Source organism: Mumia spirodelae (assembly GCF_050632745.1).
Classification (GTDB): domain Bacteria; phylum Actinomycetota; class Actinomycetes; order Propionibacteriales; family Nocardioidaceae; genus Mumia.
On record NZ_JBODSD010000003.1, the window covers coordinates 127,483 to 145,883 of the forward strand.

Sequence of the window (18,401 nt, forward strand, 5' to 3'; positions counted from 1 at the left end):
CATGGATCTGCAGCGACGCATCACCGAGCGCGAGGGCGAGTTCCTGCTCTTCGCGGTCACGCCGCCGCGCGGGACGACGTCCCCGGACAAGGCGCAGGAGATCGCAGACGTCACCATGTCGCGCCTGGAGGCCCTGCGACCGGACGGCCTGGTGCTCTACGACATCGAGGACGAGAGCGACCGCAATGCGGAGGAACGGCCCTTCCCGTTCCTGCCGACGATGAATCCGGCCGACTACCTCACCCGGCACCTGGCCGAATGGGCCCGCCCTGTCGTGGTCTACCGCGCGGTCGGGAAGTACGAGGAAGAGGACCTCCGGTCGTGGCTGAGCGACCAGGAGACCGACCGTACGCTCTCCGTCTTCGTCGGGGCCTCCTCCCGCGACAAACCGGTGGCGACGTCCTTGTCGCGCGCCCAGTCACTGCGGGCGGAAATCACGCCCGACCTGCTGCTCGGCGGTGTCGCGATCCCGGAGCGCCACGCGCGCAGCGAGCGGGAGCATCTGCGGCTCCTCGCGAAGCAGACCGCCGGTTGCACGTTCTTCGTCACCCAGGTGGTCTACGACATCAACGCGGCGAAGGACCTTGTCTCGGACTACCGGTACGAGTGCGCCGCTCGCGGGATCGATCCGGTGCCGATCGTGTTCACGTTCTCCGTGTGCGGCTCGATGAAGACGCTGGAGTTCCTCAAGTGGCTCGGCGTCGACGTGCCGCGGTGGATCCAGAACGAGCTGGAGCATGCTGACGACACCCTGCAGACCTCGCTCGAGCATGCGCTGGCAACGGCCCTCGAGCTGATGGCCTTCTGCCGCCGTCTCGGTGTCCCGTTCGGCCTCAACGTGGAGAGCGTGTCCAACCGGCGAGCTGAGATCGAGGCGTCGGTCGACCTCGCGTCGCGGCTGCGAGCGGAGCTCCACCGCTGAGGTTCGCTGGCCGGTCAACCGCGGTGGCCGTGGGCTCGCCCCTCTGGGACGCGGTCTCACGTTGCCGCGCGGGTCTGGCGGTCGCGTCGGAGCGTGACTAGCGTCACGATGCGCGGTCGCGGTGAGGCGCCGCGTCCTCTACCCCCGGGAGCACGCCATGCCCTCTCCGCGACCGCGAGGCCCGCTCGCACGCTTCGCGCTCGCCACGCTCAGCCTGGTCGCCCTGGTTGGCGCCACCCTGGCCGCGCCGGCGCCGGCAATGTCGGCGGGACACCCCGACAGCACCCTCGTCCGCGTCACCGACGGCACCATCCGCGGCACCGCCGACGGTGCTGCGCGCACCTTCCAGGGCATCCCGTACGCGGCCCCGCCCGTCGGGGAGCTGCGGTTCCGCGCACCGCAGCCGGTGGACCGCTGGCAGGGGACCCTCGACGCCACCGCGCCGCGCTCGCAGTGCGCCCAGCTCGGCAACGGGACCGGCAACCCGACGACGTTCGACGAGGACTGCCTCTATCTCAACGTCACGACACCCGCGGGTCGCTCGGCCCGCAACGCCGGCTTGCCGGTGATGGTCTGGATCCACGGCGGGTCCTTCCTCACCGGCAACGGCGCCACCTACGACGCGTCCAAGCTCGCGACGCAGGGTGATGTCGTGGTGGTGACGATCAACTACCGCCTCGGCCCGTTCGGCTTCCTCGCGCACCCCGCGCTCGGGACGAGCAACGCGGCCCTCCTTGACCAGCAGGCCGCGCTGCGATGGGTCCGCCGCAACGCCCGCGCCTTCGGCGGCAACCCGCGCAACGTGACGGTCTTCGGGGAGTCGGCCGGAAGCGCGTCGGTGTGCGCGAATGTTGCGTCGCCGTCGGCGCGCGGGCTGTTCCAGCGAGCGATCGCGCAGAGCTACTCCTGCACCGCCGGTCTGGCCTCGCTCGCGACCGCGCAGGCGGCTGGGACCTCGTACGCCACCGCGGTCGGCTGTGCCGACGACACGGTCGCTTGCCTGCGCACGACCGACGCCGAGACGCTGCTGCGTGCGTGGACCGGCGGTGCGCTCGCCGTCGGGGGCACCGCGCTCCCGCAGGAGCCCGGCGACGCGATCGCCTCCGGCACCGCCAACCGTGTCGACCTCATGCACGGCAACACGCTCGACGAGAATCGGCTGTTCATCCCGCTCCAGTACGGCACGGCGCTGACGGCCGCGCAGTACACCGGCGCGATCATGGCGAGGTTCGGGCCGGCCGGCGATGGCGTGCTCGCGCGCTACCCGGTCGACGCGTACGCCTCGCCGGTCATCGCCCTGTCGACCGTCTTCAGCGACTACGGCAGCCCGCTGTCGACGTGCACCCACGTGGACGCGTACGAGGTCGCGTCCGCCTCGCGGGGCGCCCACGTGTTCGCGTACCAGTTCCAGGACCGCACGGCCGACCCGCTGATCCCGCTGCTCGGCACGCAGAACGGTGCCGCGCACGCCACCGAGCTGCCGTTCCTGTTCCCGGGCCTGTTCGGCGACGGGCTCAGCCCTGAGCAGGAGCGCCTCTCGGACGCGATGGTCGCGTACTGGACGAGCTTCGCCGCGCACGGGCGCCCGTACGGCAAGGGCCTGCCGCACTGGCAGGAGTACGACGGTGCGAGCGACGTCCTCGCCCTCGACCTCCCCGCGACCGGCGGCATCCGGACCGAGGATGTCGCCGCTGCGGCGCACTGCGGGTACTGGTCGCAGCTGGGCTGAGGTCAGGACGAGGCGCTGGTGAGCAGTGAGCGCTGCAGCGCGGCCGCCAGGTCGAGATCGGGCTCGCGGTCGGTGAGCAGGTCGGCGTACACCATCGACTCGCCGATCCGGACGAGCATGTACGCCACGCGCCCGGCCTCGGCGGGAAGGCGGAGGTCGCCCGCCTCGGCCGACGCCGTCAGGGCCCGGCGCCACGCGGCGACGGTTCGAGAGTGCACCCGTGCTGTCGGCATGAAGAGGATGTGGAACGCGGACTCGGGCTCGTGGCGCATGAACGTGCGCAGCGGTCCGAAGTCGATGACGGACTGGTTCATGATCCGCGCCGTCGCGACGATGCGGTCGACGCCCGCCGCGACACCGTTGCACGCCGCTCGGTCGAGCGCGAAGTCGAGCGTCCTCTCACTGAGCGCCCCGATCACGTCACCGAGGAGGCGCTCGCGACTACCCACGACGCGGTACAGCGTCGCCCGGCCGACGGCGAGCCGGTCCGCCAGCGCGCGCATGTCGACAGGACGCCCGTCGAGGAACCACGCACGGGCGACGGCCAGCGCATCCTCGTACGCGATCACCCGGGTCGGCATGCGCGTCATCGCATCACGAACGGCGCGGCCCAGCAAGATGATCCGTGGCGCGCGAGAGCGGTGACTGTCGCGCTTGTGAGATCCAGGACAGATTGACCAATGCGTCCCCGTGAGCCAGCGAATCCAGACGAAGTTGTCCAGGTGTGACCGGGATCGATGTCCAGATCTCACCACCCTTGACGCCTCGTGGCTCGACGGCACACGGAGTCGCGATGAGACGTGTTGCCCAGTTTCGACAGCCGGCCACGAGACGAACTTGGTAGCGTCACGGTCCGTGAAACTGGCGGACCGAGTGACGGAAGCAGCTGAACTTGTCCGCATTACTGTGGATTGCGAGTTCAGGTCGTGAGGCGTCGAAAACCATCCGTCGGCTCCGTTGTGCAGCTGAGTCTCCCTGACGGCACATACGCCTACGGGCGCGTCCTCAAAGACACCGCCGTTGCCTTCTACGAGACGCGCACCTCAACGCCGGGTCATCCGCCCGTTGGCGAGCGCCGGTTCAACTTCGTGGTCGGCGTATTCGACGACGTCTTGGGCTCCGAGGACACACCCGTGGTCGGGACATATCCCAGCACCCGTCCAGACGACGACTGGCCGCCATCCTTCCGCGTCGACGATCCGATCTCGGGTTCTGTGAGTATTTACGAACGCGGATCAATCCGTGACGCAACTCCACAGGAGGCGTCAGGCTTGGAACCTGCGGCAGTGTGGGACCTCGAGGAGTTGATCGACCGCCTGATGGCCGGCGGCGGCTGATTCACCTGTGCGATCCAGCGGAGCGGGCCCTACGCCTCGACATCCCAGTCTGCGTACACCGAACGTCCCGCGGAGAGAAGGTCTGCAACAAGCCGCCACGAGGGTGGGTCCGGCGCAGGCGATCCGCGCCAGTTTCGGTGAAACGCGTCAACATCATCGACGACGTACTGCGCGAGCACGTCCAGGAAGGTGGCAACGTCGGTGCGCTGCCACCGGTCGGGTCGGGTCCGAGCGTCATGTGCAAGCACACGAAGGAACTCGGCGAACGTGCGCCGGTCCGGGATCGCAGCATCGGGCGAGAGAAGCTCATCGGACGACACTCAAATAGCCTATTCCTTCTCCACCGATCTACCGCAGGTTCAGCCCTGTCCAACCTCTCTTGTCAGAGCGGCCACGCCCTTTCCAGCCTCTTCTGTCAGTTTGGCCACACGTTGGACGCCAAAAGCTGGATTGGTCAAACTCCGCTGGACCTCAAGTCAGGCTGTCAGCCGAACTCCTTCGGCATGTCGATGAACCGCGAGTAGTGGCCCTGGAAGGTGACCGTGGCCGTACCCGGCTGTCCCGAGCGGTTCTTGGCGACGATGAAGTCGGCCTCGCCGAGGCGCTCCGACTCCTGCTCGTACATGTCGGGCCGGTGCAGCAGCACCACGATGTCGGCGTCCTGCTCGATCGAGCCGGACTCACGAAGGTCGGACAGCATCGGCCGCTTGTCGGTGCGCTGCTCCGAGCCACGGTTGAGCTGGCTGATCGCGATGATCGGCACCTCGAGCTCCTTGGCGAGCAGCTTGATCTGACGCGAGAACTCCGAGACCTCGACCTGACGGTTCTCGACCTTCTTGCCCGACGTCATCAGCTGCAGGTAGTCGATGACGATCATCTTGAGGTCGTGGCGCTGCTTGAGCCGGCGAGCCTTGGCCCGGATCTCCATCATCGTCATGTTGGGCGAGTCGTCGATGAACAGCGGCGCCGTCGAGACCTCGCCCATGCGGCGCGCCAGCTTGGCCCACTGGTCGTCGCTCAGCGAGCCCGACCGCATCTCGTGCAGACCGACCCGCGCCTCCGCGGACAGGAGTCGCATCGTGATCTCGATGCGACTCATCTCCAGCGAGAAGATGGCGGTCGTGAGCCCGTGCTTGATCGCGGCCGCACGGCACACGTCCAGCCCCAGGGTGGACTTGCCGACACCGGGTCGTGCGGCGACGACGATCATCTGTCCCGGGTGGAAGCCGTTGGTCAGCCGGTCGAGGTCCGCGAACCCGGTCGGGACGCCGGCCATCTGGCCGTCGCGCGCGGCGATCGCCTCGAGCTCGTCGAACGTCGCCTCCATGAGGTCGTTGAGGACGGAGTAGTCCTCGGAGGTGCGCTGCTCGGTGACACCGAAGACCTCCGACTGCGCGGTGTCGACGATGTCGTCGATCTCGCCCTCACCGGCGTAGCCCATCTGCGCGATCTTGGTGCCGGCGGTGATGAGGCGGCGCAGGATCGCCTTCTCACGCACGATGTCGGCGTAGTAGCCCGCGTTGGCCGCGATCGGGACGTTGGCGACGAGCGTGTGGAGGTAGGGGGCGCCGCCGATCTTGGCGAGCTCGCCACGACGCTGCAGCGCGGCCGAGACGGTGACAGCGTCGGCGGGCTCTCCGCGACCGTAGAGGTCGAGGATCGCGTCGAAGATCTCCTCGTGCGCCGGGCGGTAGAAGTCGACGCCCTTGACCGACTCGAGCACGTCGGCGATGGCGTCCTTGGACAGCATCATCGCGCCGAGCACGGACTGCTCCGCGTTGTTGTCCTGCGGCGGGGTGCGGTCGACCTGGCTACCTCCGTAGCCGCCGTACTCGTCGTCCGGCGGCTCAGGCACCGCTCCCAGCTCGGCAACGCTCAACTCGCGCCACTCCTCGTACGCTCGAACCCGTCACTGACACCGAGGACCCACCGGACGGACTCAAGGTGAATCACACGTGTGTCATTCACCTTGAGCGTACGGGGGACCACCGACGGACATCGAGGAACCCGCAGCCGGCCCTGCCGCGGAAGACGAGCTCTCGAACACCCACCGAACGAGAAGCAAACTACGCTCGTGAGCACCCGGTCGCGAAGTCCGTCGTCAACAGCCTTTGTGGATCCGGGAGACATTCGTGTGGATAACCCGGCTTGTGCATGTGCACAGGTTGTGGGTATCTGTGTGGATTGTGCGGGGCCTCTTTCCACACCTGTGGGCTGACCTGGGGAAACGATGTCCCCCGCGTGTGGATCGAAAGTCGCTGACGGGCGTGTCTCGCCGAGTTGCACACAGGCTGGAAGCCTTCTACATTGACCGGTCGTCGCCGTCCGACGGATGGTTGAGCTCCCTCAACCTCTCGTCCCGGTACGCCTCCCAGCGGTCGATCATCGCCGGCGTCTCCTCCGCCATGAACGCGAAGAACATCGCGCCCAGCTCCAGCGGCGCGCCGCGCTCGTCGTGCTGCTCCCCGAGATCCTTCGCGGCCTGGGCCATCGCCTCGTACCAGCGGACCAGGATCGGCTCGCGTCGGCGGATCATCGACGCCCACGGGTCGCCCGGCGGCAGCCGGTAGTGGTGCCTCCGGTCGCTCCCGCGATGCCGCTCCAGCATCCCCACCCCGACGAGGTAGGTGACGGCACCCGAGATCGCGGCCGGGCTGGCTCCGGTCGCCTCGGCGAGCTCCGCGGCCGTATAGCTGCGGCGGCCCAGCCCCAGGACGTACGCGAAGGTGCGCGCGGGCATCGGCGGGACGCCGGAGTCCCGCATGATCGCGGTGAAGCGCTCGACGAAGTCCGCCAGCGGGTCGCCTGCCGTCACGTGCCACCTCCTCGTACGACTCGATTCCCGTGGCCCACTCTATCCTTCACAGATTTCTGAATCATGTGTAACGTCGTGACGGTGACTGAGGCGATCGAGATCGCCGGACTCCACAAGAGCTTCGGCACCACGCATGCCCTCGACGGGCTCGACCTCACGGTGACCACCGGTGAGGTCCACGGCTTCCTCGGCCCCAACGGGGCCGGGAAGTCCACGACCATCCGCATCCTGCTCGGCCTCCTGCGCAAGGACTCCGGCACCGCACGTCTCCTGGGCGGCGACCCGTGGTCGGAGGCCACCGCGCTGCACCGCCGGCTTGCGTACGTCCCGGGTGACGTGACGCTGTGGCCCAACCTCTCCGGTGGCGAGGTCATCGACCTGCTCGGACGGCTGCGCGGCGGGGTCGACCGCAAGCGGCGCGACGAGCTGGTCGAACGGTTCCAGCTCGACCCGACCAAGCGCGGACGGTCGTACTCCAAGGGCAACCGTCAGAAGGTCGCCCTCGTCGCGGGCCTCGCGGCGCGCGCCGAGCTGCTCATGCTCGACGAACCCACCTCGGGCCTCGACCCGCTGATGGAGGAGGTCTTCCGCTCCTGCGTGCAGGACGTCCGCGAGGAGGGTCGTACGGTGCTGCTCTCCAGCCACATCCTGAGCGAGGTCGAGGCCCTGTGCGACCGCGTCACGATCATCCGTGAGGGCCGGACCGTCGAGTCAGGCACGCTCGCCGAGATGCGCCACCTGACCCGCACCTCCGTCGACGTCACGACCGAGCGTCCGATCGACGGCCTCGACCGGCTCGACGGCATCCACGACCTCGTCGTCGAGGCGCACGGCACGCGGGCCCGCTTCGAGGTCGACACCAGCCGCATCGGCGACACCCTCGGCACCTTGGGCGGCTTCGGCATCACGGCCCTGACGAGCACACCGCCCACGCTCGAGGAGCTCTTCCTCCGGCACTACGGCGACGAGCTCCCCGCCGAGGAGGAGCCGGACGAGGAGCGCGTGCCGTGAGCGACGCCTTCACCGGCACCGGGGCGCTGGTCCGGTTCGCACTGCGCCGGTCCCGCTTCGCCCTGCTGTGGTGGGTGCTCGGCATCGCGGCGCTCTACTACGTCACCTCCGTGAGCCTCGAGGCGACGTATCCCGACCAGGAGTCCCTCGACCGGCTCGCCGCGTCGGTCCAGGGCAACCCGGCGCTGCTCGCGATGGCTGGGCCCGACTACGCGCTCAACACCCTCGGCGGCCAGACCGCATGGCAGACCTCGGCGTTCGGGGCGGTCCTCGCCGGCCTGATGGGCACGTTCCTCGTCGTCCGGCTCACCCGCGCCGGCGAGGAGAACGGCCAGGACGAGCTGATCCGGGCCGACGTCACCGGCCGCGCCGCCACGTCCGCGGCCGCCGTGATCGTGACGACGGCGACCAACGTCCTTCTCGTCGTCCTGGTCGCCCTGCTCCTCATCGCCACCGGACTCCCGGCCGCAGGCTCCTGGGCCCTCGCGACCGCGCTCGGTTGCGCCGGTCTCGTGTTCATGGGTTTCGCGCTCGTGTTCTGCCAGGTCAGCAGCACGACGCGTGGGGCATGGGGCATGAGCGGCGCCGTGATCGCCCTGTCGTACCTGCTCCGCGCGATCGGCGACGCCGGCAACGGCGCGCTCAGCTGGGCCTCACCGATCGGCTGGGGCCAGCAGATGCGCGCGTACGCCGACGAGCGCTGGTGGCCGGCGGTGCTCTCGCTCGTCGCGGCCGTCGCACTCGTCGGGCTCGCGCGTGCGCTCTACTCGCGCCGCGACTTCGGCGCCGGTCTCGTCCCTGCACGCCGCGGACCCGCGGAGTACGCGTGGCGCGGCGGCGCGTACGAGCTGGCCTGGCGCCTCCAGCGGCCGACCGTCATCGGTTGGCTGATCGGTCTCGCGGTCGGCGGGCTCGCGTACGGGTCGATCGGCGACGACGTCGGGGACCTGGTCGGCGATGGCGACCTCTCCGGCACGCTGACCGGCGGAGAGACGAGCGGAGAGGCGCTGATCGAGGGCTTCTACGCGAGCGCGGTGCTCCTGCTGGCGATCGGCGCGGCTGCGTTCGGCGTGGCGTCGGTCCTGCGGGCGCGGGCCGAGGAGTCGAGCGGCCACGCCGAGCCCCTGCTCGCGACCGCGCTCTCCCGTCCGACGTTCCTCGGCAGCCATCTCCTGGTCGCCCTCGCGGCGTCGACGGTCGGGACGGCGCTCGCCGGCTTCGCCACCGGCGTGATGAACGGCTTCGTGTCGGGCGACTACGGTCGCGTCGGTGAGCTGACCTGGTCGGCCCTGTCGTACGCGCCGTCGATCTGGGTGATGATCGGCCTCGCCGTGCTCCTGATCGGCTGGCTGCCGCGGTTCGCCGCGCTCGCCTGGCTCGGCATCACGTACGCGGCGGTGGTCATGTTCTTCGGGCCGCTGCTCAAGTTCCCCGACTGGGTCGACAACCTCTCGCCCTTCTCGCACCCTGCGCTCGTCCCGCTCGAGGACCTGTCCTGGCCGCCCTTGCTCTGGCTCACGCTGATCGCCGTGGCCCTCCTCGTCGCGGGGTTCGCCGGGTTCAGGAGGCGCAGCATCCAGACCTGACGTATGAATGAGGCATGCATTCCTCGAACGTCTGGGCCGCAGCCGTCACCGCTGCTGGGGACCGCCTCGTCGCCGGTCTGCCCGACGGGCTGGGACTGCGTGACCTCGAGGCGCTCACCCTCGTGGCGACCCACCCGGGTGTCACGTCGGAGTGGCTGCGGACGCGCGTCGGCCTCACCCAGTCCGGGACGGTGCGCCTCGTCGACCGGCTCGAGGGGCTCGGGCTCGTACGCCGCCGCCGCGAGGGCCGGCAGGTCGGCCTGACCGTGACGCCGACGGCGCGCCGGCGCCTCGCGACGTGGGACCGGCAGCGCGACGCGGCGATGGCCGACGTCCTGTCCGGCCTGAGCGCGGACGAACGCGACGTCCTCGTGGACCTGCTGGCGAAGGCGCTCCGCGGTACTCCGCGCACGCGGCCTGACGCGGACCGCGCGTGCAGGACGTGCACCTGGCCGCGCTGCGAGCCCGCATGCCCGGTCGACGCCTCGGTGTCGTCGTGACCGTACCTTCCCAGGTCTCCGGCCGGACCCGGCTCCGCCCGGCGATGCGTGCCGTCGCGGGTGCCTGGATGCTCTCGGCCAGCGCCGACGTCTTCCTCGTCTTCGCGCTGCTGTGGCTCGCCGAGCCGCAGGGCTGGTCGGGCGCGCAGACCGCCCTCCTCATCCTCGCGACGCGGCTGCCGGTCCTCCTCGGTGGCGTCGTCGGCGGACGCGCCGTCGACCGGTTCGGGCCGCGCGCGATGCTCCTCGTCGACGGGTGCTTCCGCACGGTCGTGCTCGGCGTCCTCGCCGTCAGCGCGCGCGACGAGTCGCTGGACCTGCTCCTCGTCGTGGTCCTCACCGCGCTGGCCGGGTTCACCGAGCCCATGTCGTACGCTGCCGCGCGCACGCTCGTGGTCCGGTACGAGCCGCCGCACCTGCGAGCCCGCGCCAACGCGCTCCTCGCGCTCGGCGACCAGCTGCCGCTCGTCCTGTCGGCGGCGTTCCTGGGCGCTGCGCTCACGACATTCGGGATCGGCGTCACCCTCGCCGTACCCGCCGTCCTCATGCTCGGCGTCGCGGTGATCGCGGTGCTCCTCCCCCGCACCGCCCCGCCGTCGGCTGCCCCGGGCGGGGCAGGCTCTTCCGCCGTCCCGCACGACGCTGCGGACGGATCACCCTGGCGCATCCCGGGAGTGAAGGCGCTCGTGGCCCTGTCGGCGGCGTACTACGCGGCGTACGGGCCCTTCGAGCCGGCCCTGCCCCCGTTCGTGCGCGACGACCTCGGCGGTGGCGCCGACGCGTTCGGTCTGATCTGGACGATGTTCGGCATCGGTGCGATCGCGACCGTTCCGCTCGCCCCCCGTCTCTCCCGTTGGCGACCCGGGGTGGTCAACGCGATCGGCGCGGCGACGTGGGGCGTCGTGACCCTCCCGCTCGTGCTTCTCGACAGCGTCCCGCCCGCCGCGGTCGTGATGCTCCTGTCCGGAGCGGTCTGGGGACCGTACGCCGCGATCGAGACGACCGCGCTCCAGCAGTGGTCCCCGCCGGCGCGGCACGGGCGCCTCTTCGGCACGCAGCGGGCGCTGCTCGCGACGGCGTCGCCGTTCGGGGCGGCCCTCGGTGCGCTGGCGCTCGACGTCGCGGAGCCCGCTGTCGTCCTGGCCGTCTCGACGCTGGCGTGCTCGGCCGCGGGACTGATCACGCTGACCCGGCCGGGCATCCGCCGTCGCGCCGAGCCGACCTCCCTGGCACCGCGGGTCCCGGACGCTGAGCGAGACTGGGGGACGTGAGGCTGCACCTGGACGCGCGCGACCGCGAGATCTTCCGGATCGCCGTCCCGGCGTTCGCCGCGCTCGTCTCCGAGCCGCTGATGCTCGCGGCCGACACCGCGATCATCGGCCACCTGGGCACCGATCCGCTCGCCGGTCTGGCGATCGCGTCGACGGTGCTGCAGACCTTCGTCGGGCTATGCGTGTTCCTCGCGTACGGCACCACCGCCTCGGTCGGGCGGCACATCGGCGCCGGCGACCTGCGGGGGGCGATGGCCTCGGGCATGAGCGGACTCTGGCTCGCCGTCCTCATCGGCGCCCTGGCCGCCTTGATCGCGGGGGCGGGTGCGTCGGTCATCGTCGGGGCCTTCGGTCCCTCGGACGTCGTCGCGGACCAGGCCGTCACGTACCTGGTGTGGGCTGCCCCCGGCATCCCCGCGATGCTCGTCGTGCTGGCGGCGACCGGCGTCCTTCGCGGGATGCAGGACCTCAAGACACCGCTCTACACCGTGATCGTCGCGAACGTCGCCAACGTCGTCCTCAACGTCGTGCTGGTCTACGGGCTCGACATGGGCATCCGGGGCGCTGCGATCGGGACGACCGTGGCGCAGCTCGGATCCGGGTTGTTCCTCGCGTACGTCGTGGTGCGGGCGGTGCGCGCCCAGCACGCCCCCGTACGCCCGCAACGCTCCGGCATCCACGAGGCCGCTCGCGCCGGTGTCGCGCTGGTCGTCCGGACGCTGACGCTCCGTGCCGCGCTGCTGATCGCGACCGCTGTGGCAGCGACGATGGGCTCGGCGGCGCTCGCCGCCCACCAGGTCGCGGTCACCGTGGTGTCGATCCTCGCCTTCGCGCTCGACGCGATCGCGATCGCAGGGCAGACGCTCACCGGGCGATCCCTCGGCGCCGGGGACGTCGCGGGGACCCGGTCGACGACGCGCCGGATGATCGGCTGGGGTGTCGCGTCCGGCGTCGTGGCGGCGGTGCTGCTGCTCGCGTCCGTCCCGTGGCTGCCCCGCCTCTTCACCTCCGACCAGGACGTCCAGCACCTGCTCGTCGGAGCCCTCGTCGTGATCGCGCTGACGCAACCGGTGTCCGGTGTGGTCTTCGTCCTCGACGGCGTCCTGATCGGTGCCGGCGACGGGACCTACCTCGCCTGGGCGGGTGTCATCACGCTCGTCGCGTACGCCCCGCTCGCCGTCGCGGTGTGGATGCTCGGCGCCGGACTCACGTGGTTGTGGCTGGCGTACGCGGGATTCATGGTCGCGCGCATGGTCACGCTCGTGCTGCGGGAGCGGACGGACCGCTGGATGGTCGTCGGCGCGCTGTAGGTGCAGGGGACCGCGTTGTCGCGGTCGGGCGAGCGGCGGTCAGGCGGCGTGGGATCCCGCGCGTGGCGCGTCGTCGGCGGACTCGCAGCCGACGCAGCCGAGCGCGGACGAGGTGTGGAGCCCGGAAAGATGGTCGTCCCGCACGGCGCAGCACACTGCGCACCGGTCGAGCCATCCGTCGATCGCGTCGAACTCGTCGCCGCAGTCGATGCAGATCGCGACCAGCTCGGTCATCGGTGTTCACCTCTCGCTCGGGACGGGACCCCCCAACACCCCGAGTGTGCGCGCCGGCACCGACACGATCGACGAGGCGCGTCGGCGTGTCGGATGTGAGCCGCGCCCGCCACCGCCGCGCCGCCGCGCCGCTGCCCGCCGCCTCGCCGCCCACCGCAAGACTTGCCGTTGCGACCACCTCCTGGTCGCAACTGCATGTTGTGACTGCAAGTCCTTCGTCCACAGCACGGGCGGATCCCCAGCCGACCCGGGCCACGGTGCTCGGACCACACCGGCGGACCCACGGTGCTGGCGTGACGACATCACCGACCCCACAGCTCGTCCTCGATCAGCACGGCGTCCTCACGAGGGCACAGGCCGATGCCCTCTACGGGAGCCCGCACGTCCGCTCGCACCTGCGACGAACCCTGTGGCAGAGCCCGCACCGGGGCGTGCTCGTCCTCCACAACGGACCGCTCAACCACGAGCAGCACATGATCGCGATGCTCCTGGCGTGCCCGCCCGGTTCGGTGCTCGGCGGCGGGAGCTCGCTCTGGTGGGACGGCCTCGCCCGCTTCGTCCCCGAGCGCGTCCAGGTGGTCTGTCCCGAGGGCAAGCGCGCGCCCGACATCGATGGGCTGGAGCCGCACTGGAGCATCTGGCTCGACGACCGGGACGTGCATCCGCTGCGGCTCCCCCGCCGTACCCGACCGGCCCGCAGTCTCGTCGACGGTGCGAGCTGGGCGCGGTCGCCGTCGTTCGCGCGCACGCTCATCCTCAGCGGCGTCCAGCAGCGGCTGACGAATACCCGCAACCTGCGCGACGCACTCGGACGGCGCGGGACCTGCAAGCATCGCCGGATCATCGTCGAGTCCATCCTCGACGCGGCGGGCGGCATCCAGTCCCTGCCCGAGCGCGACTTCGACCAGATCAGGATCGGGCGTGGCCTCCCCGCGCCGAGCCGTCAGGTGAAGCGGAGGCGACCCGACGGGAAGTACTACCTGGACGTCGCCTGGGAGGAGCACGACGCCGCGTGCGAGATCCACGGCATCGGTCACCTCGACGTCCCGACGTGGAGCGGAGACACCCTCCGTGGCAACGAGATCGTGCTCGACGGGACACGTCTGCTCGTCTTCACCTCGTACGCCGTGCGTCACGAACGCGACCTCGTCGGCGACCAGCTGGTGCGGCTGCTGACTCGGCGGTGAACGGAGGACTTGCAGACACGACGTGCAACTGCGACCACGATCTGGTCGTACCTGCAAGTCCTGCGTGCGGATGGCGCCGCGGTGACCCCCTGCGGCCCGACACTGAGCCATGCACGCGTCGACGGGTCGCGAGCGTCCGCTTCTTCGCGACGAGCTGATCGCCGTGCGGACGGCGGTGTGGTTCGGCGGGTGGATCGCGGCGGTGGTGCTGGGCTACGTCGTGCTGCCCTACGCGACGATGCTCGTGATCGTGGAGCTCGTCGAAGCTTGGTGCGGTGGGCTCTGCGATCCGTACACGGAAGAGTCCGTGTGGTCGCTGCCGGACAGCGCGATCCTGCTCTGGGCGGTCTGGTGGGTCGTGTTCCAGCAGCTGGCCATCATCACGACGCTGATCCTGACGGCGCTGATGTGGATCCTTCTCCCGCCGAAGCGGGACGGCACGCTTCCCCCGCGCTGGCGCGTGAGCATCTTCCTGCTCGCTGCGACGGTCCTCTTCGGACCGACGTGCCTCGGGCTCGGGATCCTGTTCTGGTTCCCCTGACGGTCAGGACGCCTTCTTCGCCGCCTTCTTGGCCGGCGCCTTCTTGCTCGCGGCCTTCTTGGCCGTCGTCTTCTTCGCCGCGGCCTTCTTCGCGGGAGCCTTCTTGCTCGCGGCCTTCTTCGCCGGCTCCTTCTTCGCGGCAGCCTTCTTGGCCGCCGTCTTCTTCGCCGGCTTCTCGTCCTTCTCCACGCCCGCGACCGGCTCGCCCTCGCCCGACTTGGCGCGGTCGATCGAGGCTTGCAGCGCCGCCATCAGGTCGACGACGTTGTCAGGCTGCTCGGCCCCCTCGCCGACGGCCGGCTGGACGACCTCGTTGCCCTCGAGCTTGGCCTCGACCAGCTCGTCGAGCGCCACCTCGTAGTCGTCGGTGTACTCCTCGGGGTCGAAGTCGCCCTGCATGCTCTCCACCAGCGACTGCGCCATCTTCACCTCCTGCGGACGGAGCTCGAGGCTCTCGCCGAGGAAGGAGAACTCCGGCTTGCGGACCTCGTCGGCCCACAGCAGGGTGCTCATCGTCAGCACGTCGTCGCGGACCCGGATCGCCGCCATCTGCTCGCGGGTGCCGACGGTGACCTTCACGACGGCGACCATGTCCGACGACTCGAGCGCCTCGCGCAGCAGGAGGTACGGCTTGAGGCCGGCGTTGCTGTCCGGCTCCAAGTAGTAGCTCTTGTTGTAGAGGATCGGGTCGATCTGCTCCAGCGGCACGAACTCGAGGACGTCGACGACCTTCTTCGTCGGCAGCGGCAGCTGCTCCATGTCCTCGTCGGTCAGGACGACCATGCGGCCGTCCGGAAGCTCGTAGCCCTTGGCGATCTCGGAGTACTCGACGACCTCGCCGTCGGCCTCGGCGACGCGCTTGTACTTGACGCGGGACCCGTCGCTCCGGCGCACCTGCCGGAAGGAAATGTCGTGCGTCGACGTCGCGCCGTACATCTTCACCGGGATGCTGACCAGACCGAAGGAGATCGTGCCCTTCCACATCGCACGCATCGCTCCACCCCTCTCGTACGCCAAGCGAACCGGGCGGCGCCCGTGCTGTCAATCGGGAGACCCCCATCGTGCCCGCGACTCATCGTTCGCTCAGTCTGCGGACACCGCGCCGGCGACGGACCCTGGAGGCATGACGACCGACGGACTGCGCATCGGGTTCAAGCTGATGGCCGAGGGCTTCGGGCCCAAGGAGATCGTGGAGCAGGCGGTGGCCGCGGAGCAGGCGGGCTTCGACTTCGTCGAGGTCAGCGACCACTACCACCCCTGGCTGTACTCCCAGCAGCACTCCGGCTTCGCCTTCTCGATGCTCGCCGCGATCGCCGCCCGCACGGAGCGGATCGAGCTCGCCACGGGCGTCACGTGTCCGATCATGCGCTACCACCCCGCGATCGTGGCCCAGATGGCCGCGACCACGGGTGTGCTCAGCGACGGGCGCTTCACCCTGGGCGTCGGGGCCGGCGAGCGCCTCAACGAGCACGTCATCGGTGGCGGGTGGCCGTCGGTCTCCGTCCGTCACGACATGCTGACGGAGGCGCTGGAGATCATCCGGCTGCTGTTCACCGGCGGCTACCACTCGTACACGGGCCAGTACTTCGACGTCGACGACGCCCAGGTCTTCGACCTGCCCGACACCCCTCCCAAGATCGTCGTGGCGGCCGGCGGTGACGAGGCAGCGCGGCTCGCCGCTGACTTCGGGGACGGGCTCTTCGCGACCGAGCCCAAGCCTGAGCTGGTCGACGCGTACGCCACCGCGGGCGGGACCGGCCCGCGGTACGCCGAGGTCCCGCTGGCGTACTCCGCGGACGTCGAGGCCGCCGCCACCGCCGCCCACCGCAACGCGCGCTTCGGCGTCGCGGGGTGGAAGGTCCAGGCGGAGCTGCCCAACCCGATCAACTTCGAGGCGGCCACTGCGACCGTGCGCGTCGAGGACATGCGGGCGGCCTTCGGGTGCGGACCGGACACCGAGCGTCACCTCGAGGTGGCGCAGCGGTTCTTGGACGCCGGGTTCGACCATCTCGTCCTCATGAACGCGGGGCCACCCGAGGAGATGGACGCGTTCTTCGACCACGTCCGGACGAACCTGCGTCCCCAGCTGGAGGACCTCGGGAACGGTCGCACCGATGGCTGAGCGCAGCGCCGCCCTCTTCGACGTCGACGGAACGCTCGTCGACTCGAACTACCTCCACGTCCGGGCCTGGCGTGACGCCTTCCGCGAGGCGGGCATCCGCGTCGACGACTGGCGGGTCCACCGCGCGATCGGGATGGACGGTGACCGTCTGCTGGAGGACCTCGCCGGCGACGCGAGCGAGGCCGACCGCACCGCGGCCAAGGACCTGCACGCCTCCCTGTACGCCGACCTCGCCGGGGAGCTGCGGCGCTTCGACGGCGCCCGTCCGCTGCTGCGCGAGCTCCACGACCGTGGGGTCCTGATCGTCCTCGCGACCTCCGCCCCTCCGGACGAGCTCGAACGGCTGCGGCGTGCGCTCGACTGTGACGACCTCATCGACGCGACGACCAACGCCGACGACGTCGACGACGCCAAGCCGCAGCCGGACATCCTGCAGGCCGCGCTCGACAAGGTCGGCGTCGACCCCGCGCGAGCCGTGATGATCGGCGACGCCGTCTGGGACGGTCTCGCGGCGAAGCAGGCCGGTGTCACGTTCGTCGGCGTCCGGTCCGGCGGGGTCGGACCGGGCGAGCTGCGCGAGGCAGGTGCCGTCGAGGTGTACGAGGACGTCTCCGTGCTCCACGGCGCGCTCGACTCGTCGGCGCTCGCCCCGCTCCTGCGCTGAGTCTGCGCACGCCGTCGCGACCCGCCAGACTCGTGCGATGAGGAAGATGGGGATCGAGGAGGAGATGCTGCTCGTCGACCCGGCCACGGGTCGTACGAGTTCCGTCTCCGAGCGCGCGCTGCGTCGTCACGACGGGGACGCGGAGATCGAGCACGAGCTGTTCCTCGAGCAGATCGAGACCATGACCGAGCCGCACTCCTCGCTCGGCGACCTGGCCGACGACCTTCGGGAAGCGCGACGCCAGACGGTCGCCGCGGCGCGGGCGGCGGGAGCGTCGCTGATCGCGTCCGGGACGTCGCCGCTGCCGGGCGACCAGCCGGAGGTCACGCCGAAGGCGCGCTACGAGCGGATGGTCAGCGAGTTCGGGGCCATCGGCGAGGGCGCCGCCGTCTGCGGGATGCACGTGCACGTCGACGTCTCCAGCGATGCCGAGGCCATCGGCGTCATCGACCGCGTACGCCCGTGGCTGCCCGTCCTCCTCGCCCTCAGCGCGAACTCCCCGTACGAGGCCGGTCGCGACACCGGGCACGCCAGCTGGCGGTCGCGCCGATGGACGGAGTGGCCCACCTCCGGACCGGTCGAGCCGTTCGGCGACCCTGACACCTACAGGCGGGCGGTCGAGGCGCTCATCACCAGCGGCGCCGCGCTCGACGAGGGCATGGTCTACTTCGACGTCCGCCGCGCGCGCTCGCTCCCGACCGTCGAGCTCCGGGTGACCGACGTGTGCACCGACCTCCGCGACGGCGTCCTCGTCGCCGGGCTCGTCCGCGCGCTGGTCGAGACGGAGGCCCGCGCGTGGTCCGAGGACCGCCCGCTCGAGACGTGGCGGGTGGAGCTGCTCCGCGGTGCCCGGTGGCACGCCGCGCGCTACGGGCTGAGCGACACGCTCCTGGACCCCGGCACGCGCGAGCAGCGTCCTGCGGCGGAGGTCCTCGGCGCCTTCGTCGACCACGTCTCCGACGCCCTCGCCGACGCCGGCGACACCGACCTGGTGCACGACGAGCTCGAGCGGGTGCTCCGCGACGGCAACGGTGCCGCCCGCCAACGACGCGTCGGCGCCGACGGGGACCTCGAGGCCGTGGTGGCGGATCTCGCCCTCCGCACCGACCCGGACGCACAGGAAAGCCGCCCGGTGCGTAACCGAGCGGCTTCTCTTTCCCGAGACGTCTGAT

Annotated in this window: 19 protein-coding genes; 13 read left to right on the forward strand and 6 right to left on the reverse strand. The window is 70.5% G+C overall.

Features of this window, described 5'->3' with window-relative positions; translation table 11 throughout:
* The first annotated feature begins 1 nt into the window (after position 1).
* Positions 2-922 carry a methylenetetrahydrofolate reductase gene (locus tag ACQSSQ_RS16160; protein WP_431328140.1) on the forward strand — a complete coding sequence of 307 codons (921 nt, stop codon included), beginning with the start codon at positions 2-4 and terminating at the stop codon, positions 920-922.
* A gap of 157 nt (positions 923-1,079) precedes the next feature.
* Positions 1,080-2,651: a carboxylesterase/lipase family protein gene (locus tag ACQSSQ_RS16165; protein ID WP_431328141.1), complete on the forward strand. Its 1,572-nt coding sequence runs from the start codon at positions 1,080-1,082 to the stop codon at positions 2,649-2,651.
* Positions 2,652-2,653: 2 nt separating this feature from the next.
* On the opposite strand, the gene ACQSSQ_RS16170 is transcribed toward ACQSSQ_RS16165, so the two are convergent.
* Entirely contained in the window at positions 2,654-3,232 is a 579-nt protein-coding gene (locus ACQSSQ_RS16170; protein ID WP_431328142.1) for a QsdR family transcriptional regulator, read from the reverse strand.
* Positions 3,233-3,610: 378 nt separating this feature from the next.
* Between ACQSSQ_RS16170 and ACQSSQ_RS16175 the strand changes: the two genes are divergently transcribed.
* Entirely contained in the window at positions 3,611-3,988 is a 378-nt protein-coding gene (locus ACQSSQ_RS16175; protein ID WP_431328143.1) for a hypothetical protein, read from the forward strand.
* Between the two features lie 29 nt (positions 3,989-4,017).
* Here ACQSSQ_RS16175 and ACQSSQ_RS16180 read toward each other — a convergent pair whose 3' ends face one another.
* The 3 genes from ACQSSQ_RS16180 to ACQSSQ_RS16190 all read right to left on the reverse strand — a co-directional run bounded on the left by ACQSSQ_RS16180 (position 4,018) and on the right by ACQSSQ_RS16190 (position 6,803).
* The gene (locus ACQSSQ_RS16180) at positions 4,018-4,308 is read right to left on the reverse strand and encodes a DUF7660 family protein (RefSeq protein WP_431328144.1); all 291 of its coding nucleotides are present in this window, start codon (positions 4,306-4,308) and stop codon (positions 4,018-4,020) included.
* A gap of 164 nt (positions 4,309-4,472) precedes the next feature.
* On the reverse strand, positions 4,473-5,843 hold the full coding sequence (dnaB, locus tag ACQSSQ_RS16185; protein WP_431328145.1) for a replicative DNA helicase: 1,371 nt from the start codon (positions 5,841-5,843) through the stop codon (positions 4,473-4,475).
* Between the two features lie 447 nt (positions 5,844-6,290).
* A complete protein-coding gene (locus ACQSSQ_RS16190) occupies positions 6,291-6,803 on the reverse strand; it encodes a GbsR/MarR family transcriptional regulator (protein WP_431328146.1) in 513 nt (170 codons plus the stop codon).
* Between the two features lie 81 nt (positions 6,804-6,884).
* Here ACQSSQ_RS16190 and ACQSSQ_RS16195 point away from each other — a divergent pair, with 81 nt between their 5' ends.
* Genes ACQSSQ_RS16195 through ACQSSQ_RS16215 form a run of 5 tightly spaced genes read left to right on the forward strand, consistent with a single transcriptional unit; the run spans position 6,885 to position 12,481 of the window.
* Complete coding sequence (locus ACQSSQ_RS16195; protein ID WP_431328147.1) at positions 6,885-7,814, forward strand: ABC transporter ATP-binding protein; 930 nt, start codon at positions 6,885-6,887, stop codon at positions 7,812-7,814.
* The gene (locus ACQSSQ_RS16200) at positions 7,811-9,400 is read left to right on the forward strand and encodes an ABC transporter permease (protein ID WP_431328148.1); all 1,590 of its coding nucleotides are present in this window, start codon (positions 7,811-7,813) and stop codon (positions 9,398-9,400) included. The genes ACQSSQ_RS16195 and ACQSSQ_RS16200 overlap by 4 nt, the downstream gene beginning before the upstream one ends.
* A 14-nt stretch (positions 9,401-9,414) precedes the next feature.
* Positions 9,415-9,900 carry a MarR family winged helix-turn-helix transcriptional regulator gene (locus ACQSSQ_RS16205; protein WP_431328149.1) on the forward strand — a complete coding sequence of 162 codons (486 nt, stop codon included), beginning with the start codon at positions 9,415-9,417 and terminating at the stop codon, positions 9,898-9,900.
* Complete coding sequence (locus tag ACQSSQ_RS16210) at positions 9,897-11,171, forward strand: MFS transporter (protein WP_431328150.1); 1,275 nt, start codon at positions 9,897-9,899, stop codon at positions 11,169-11,171. The genes ACQSSQ_RS16205 and ACQSSQ_RS16210 overlap by 4 nt, the downstream gene beginning before the upstream one ends.
* Entirely contained in the window at positions 11,168-12,481 is a 1,314-nt protein-coding gene (locus ACQSSQ_RS16215; RefSeq protein WP_431328151.1) for an MATE family efflux transporter, read from the forward strand. Before ACQSSQ_RS16210 ends, ACQSSQ_RS16215 begins: the two co-directional genes overlap by 4 nt.
* Before the next feature lie 39 nt (positions 12,482-12,520).
* On the opposite strand, the gene ACQSSQ_RS16220 is transcribed toward ACQSSQ_RS16215, so the two are convergent.
* On the reverse strand, positions 12,521-12,715 hold the full coding sequence (locus ACQSSQ_RS16220; RefSeq protein WP_431328152.1) for a hypothetical protein: 195 nt from the start codon (positions 12,713-12,715) through the stop codon (positions 12,521-12,523).
* A 293-nt stretch (positions 12,716-13,008) separates the two neighbouring features.
* Here ACQSSQ_RS16220 and ACQSSQ_RS16225 point away from each other — a divergent pair, with 293 nt between their 5' ends.
* Both ACQSSQ_RS16225 and ACQSSQ_RS16230 read left to right on the forward strand, forming a co-directional pair.
* A complete protein-coding gene (locus tag ACQSSQ_RS16225) occupies positions 13,009-13,902 on the forward strand; it encodes a hypothetical protein (RefSeq protein ID WP_431328153.1) in 894 nt (297 codons plus the stop codon).
* Between the two features lie 109 nt (positions 13,903-14,011).
* Positions 14,012-14,443 carry a hypothetical protein gene (locus tag ACQSSQ_RS16230; protein ID WP_431328154.1) on the forward strand — a complete coding sequence of 144 codons (432 nt, stop codon included), beginning with the start codon at positions 14,012-14,014 and terminating at the stop codon, positions 14,441-14,443.
* Positions 14,444-14,446: 3 nt separating this feature from the next.
* On the opposite strand, the gene ku is transcribed toward ACQSSQ_RS16230, so the two are convergent.
* Entirely contained in the window at positions 14,447-15,436 is a 990-nt protein-coding gene (gene ku, locus ACQSSQ_RS16235) for a non-homologous end joining protein Ku (RefSeq protein WP_431328155.1), read from the reverse strand.
* Between the two features lie 130 nt (positions 15,437-15,566).
* Between ku and ACQSSQ_RS16240 the strand changes: the two genes are divergently transcribed.
* From ACQSSQ_RS16240 to ACQSSQ_RS16250, 3 genes are read left to right on the forward strand one after another with little or no spacing between them, the layout of a single operon-like run.
* Positions 15,567-16,565, forward strand: a complete 999-nt coding sequence (locus tag ACQSSQ_RS16240) for a TIGR03557 family F420-dependent LLM class oxidoreductase (RefSeq protein ID WP_431328156.1) — start codon at positions 15,567-15,569, stop codon at positions 16,563-16,565.
* A complete protein-coding gene (locus tag ACQSSQ_RS16245; protein ID WP_431328157.1) occupies positions 16,558-17,229 on the forward strand; it encodes an HAD family hydrolase in 672 nt (223 codons plus the stop codon). Before ACQSSQ_RS16240 ends, ACQSSQ_RS16245 begins: the two co-directional genes overlap by 8 nt.
* A gap of 37 nt (positions 17,230-17,266) precedes the next feature.
* The gene (locus tag ACQSSQ_RS16250; RefSeq protein WP_431328158.1) at positions 17,267-18,400 is read left to right on the forward strand and encodes a carboxylate-amine ligase; all 1,134 of its coding nucleotides are present in this window, start codon (positions 17,267-17,269) and stop codon (positions 18,398-18,400) included.
* The last annotated feature ends 1 nt before the right edge of the window (position 18,401 follow it).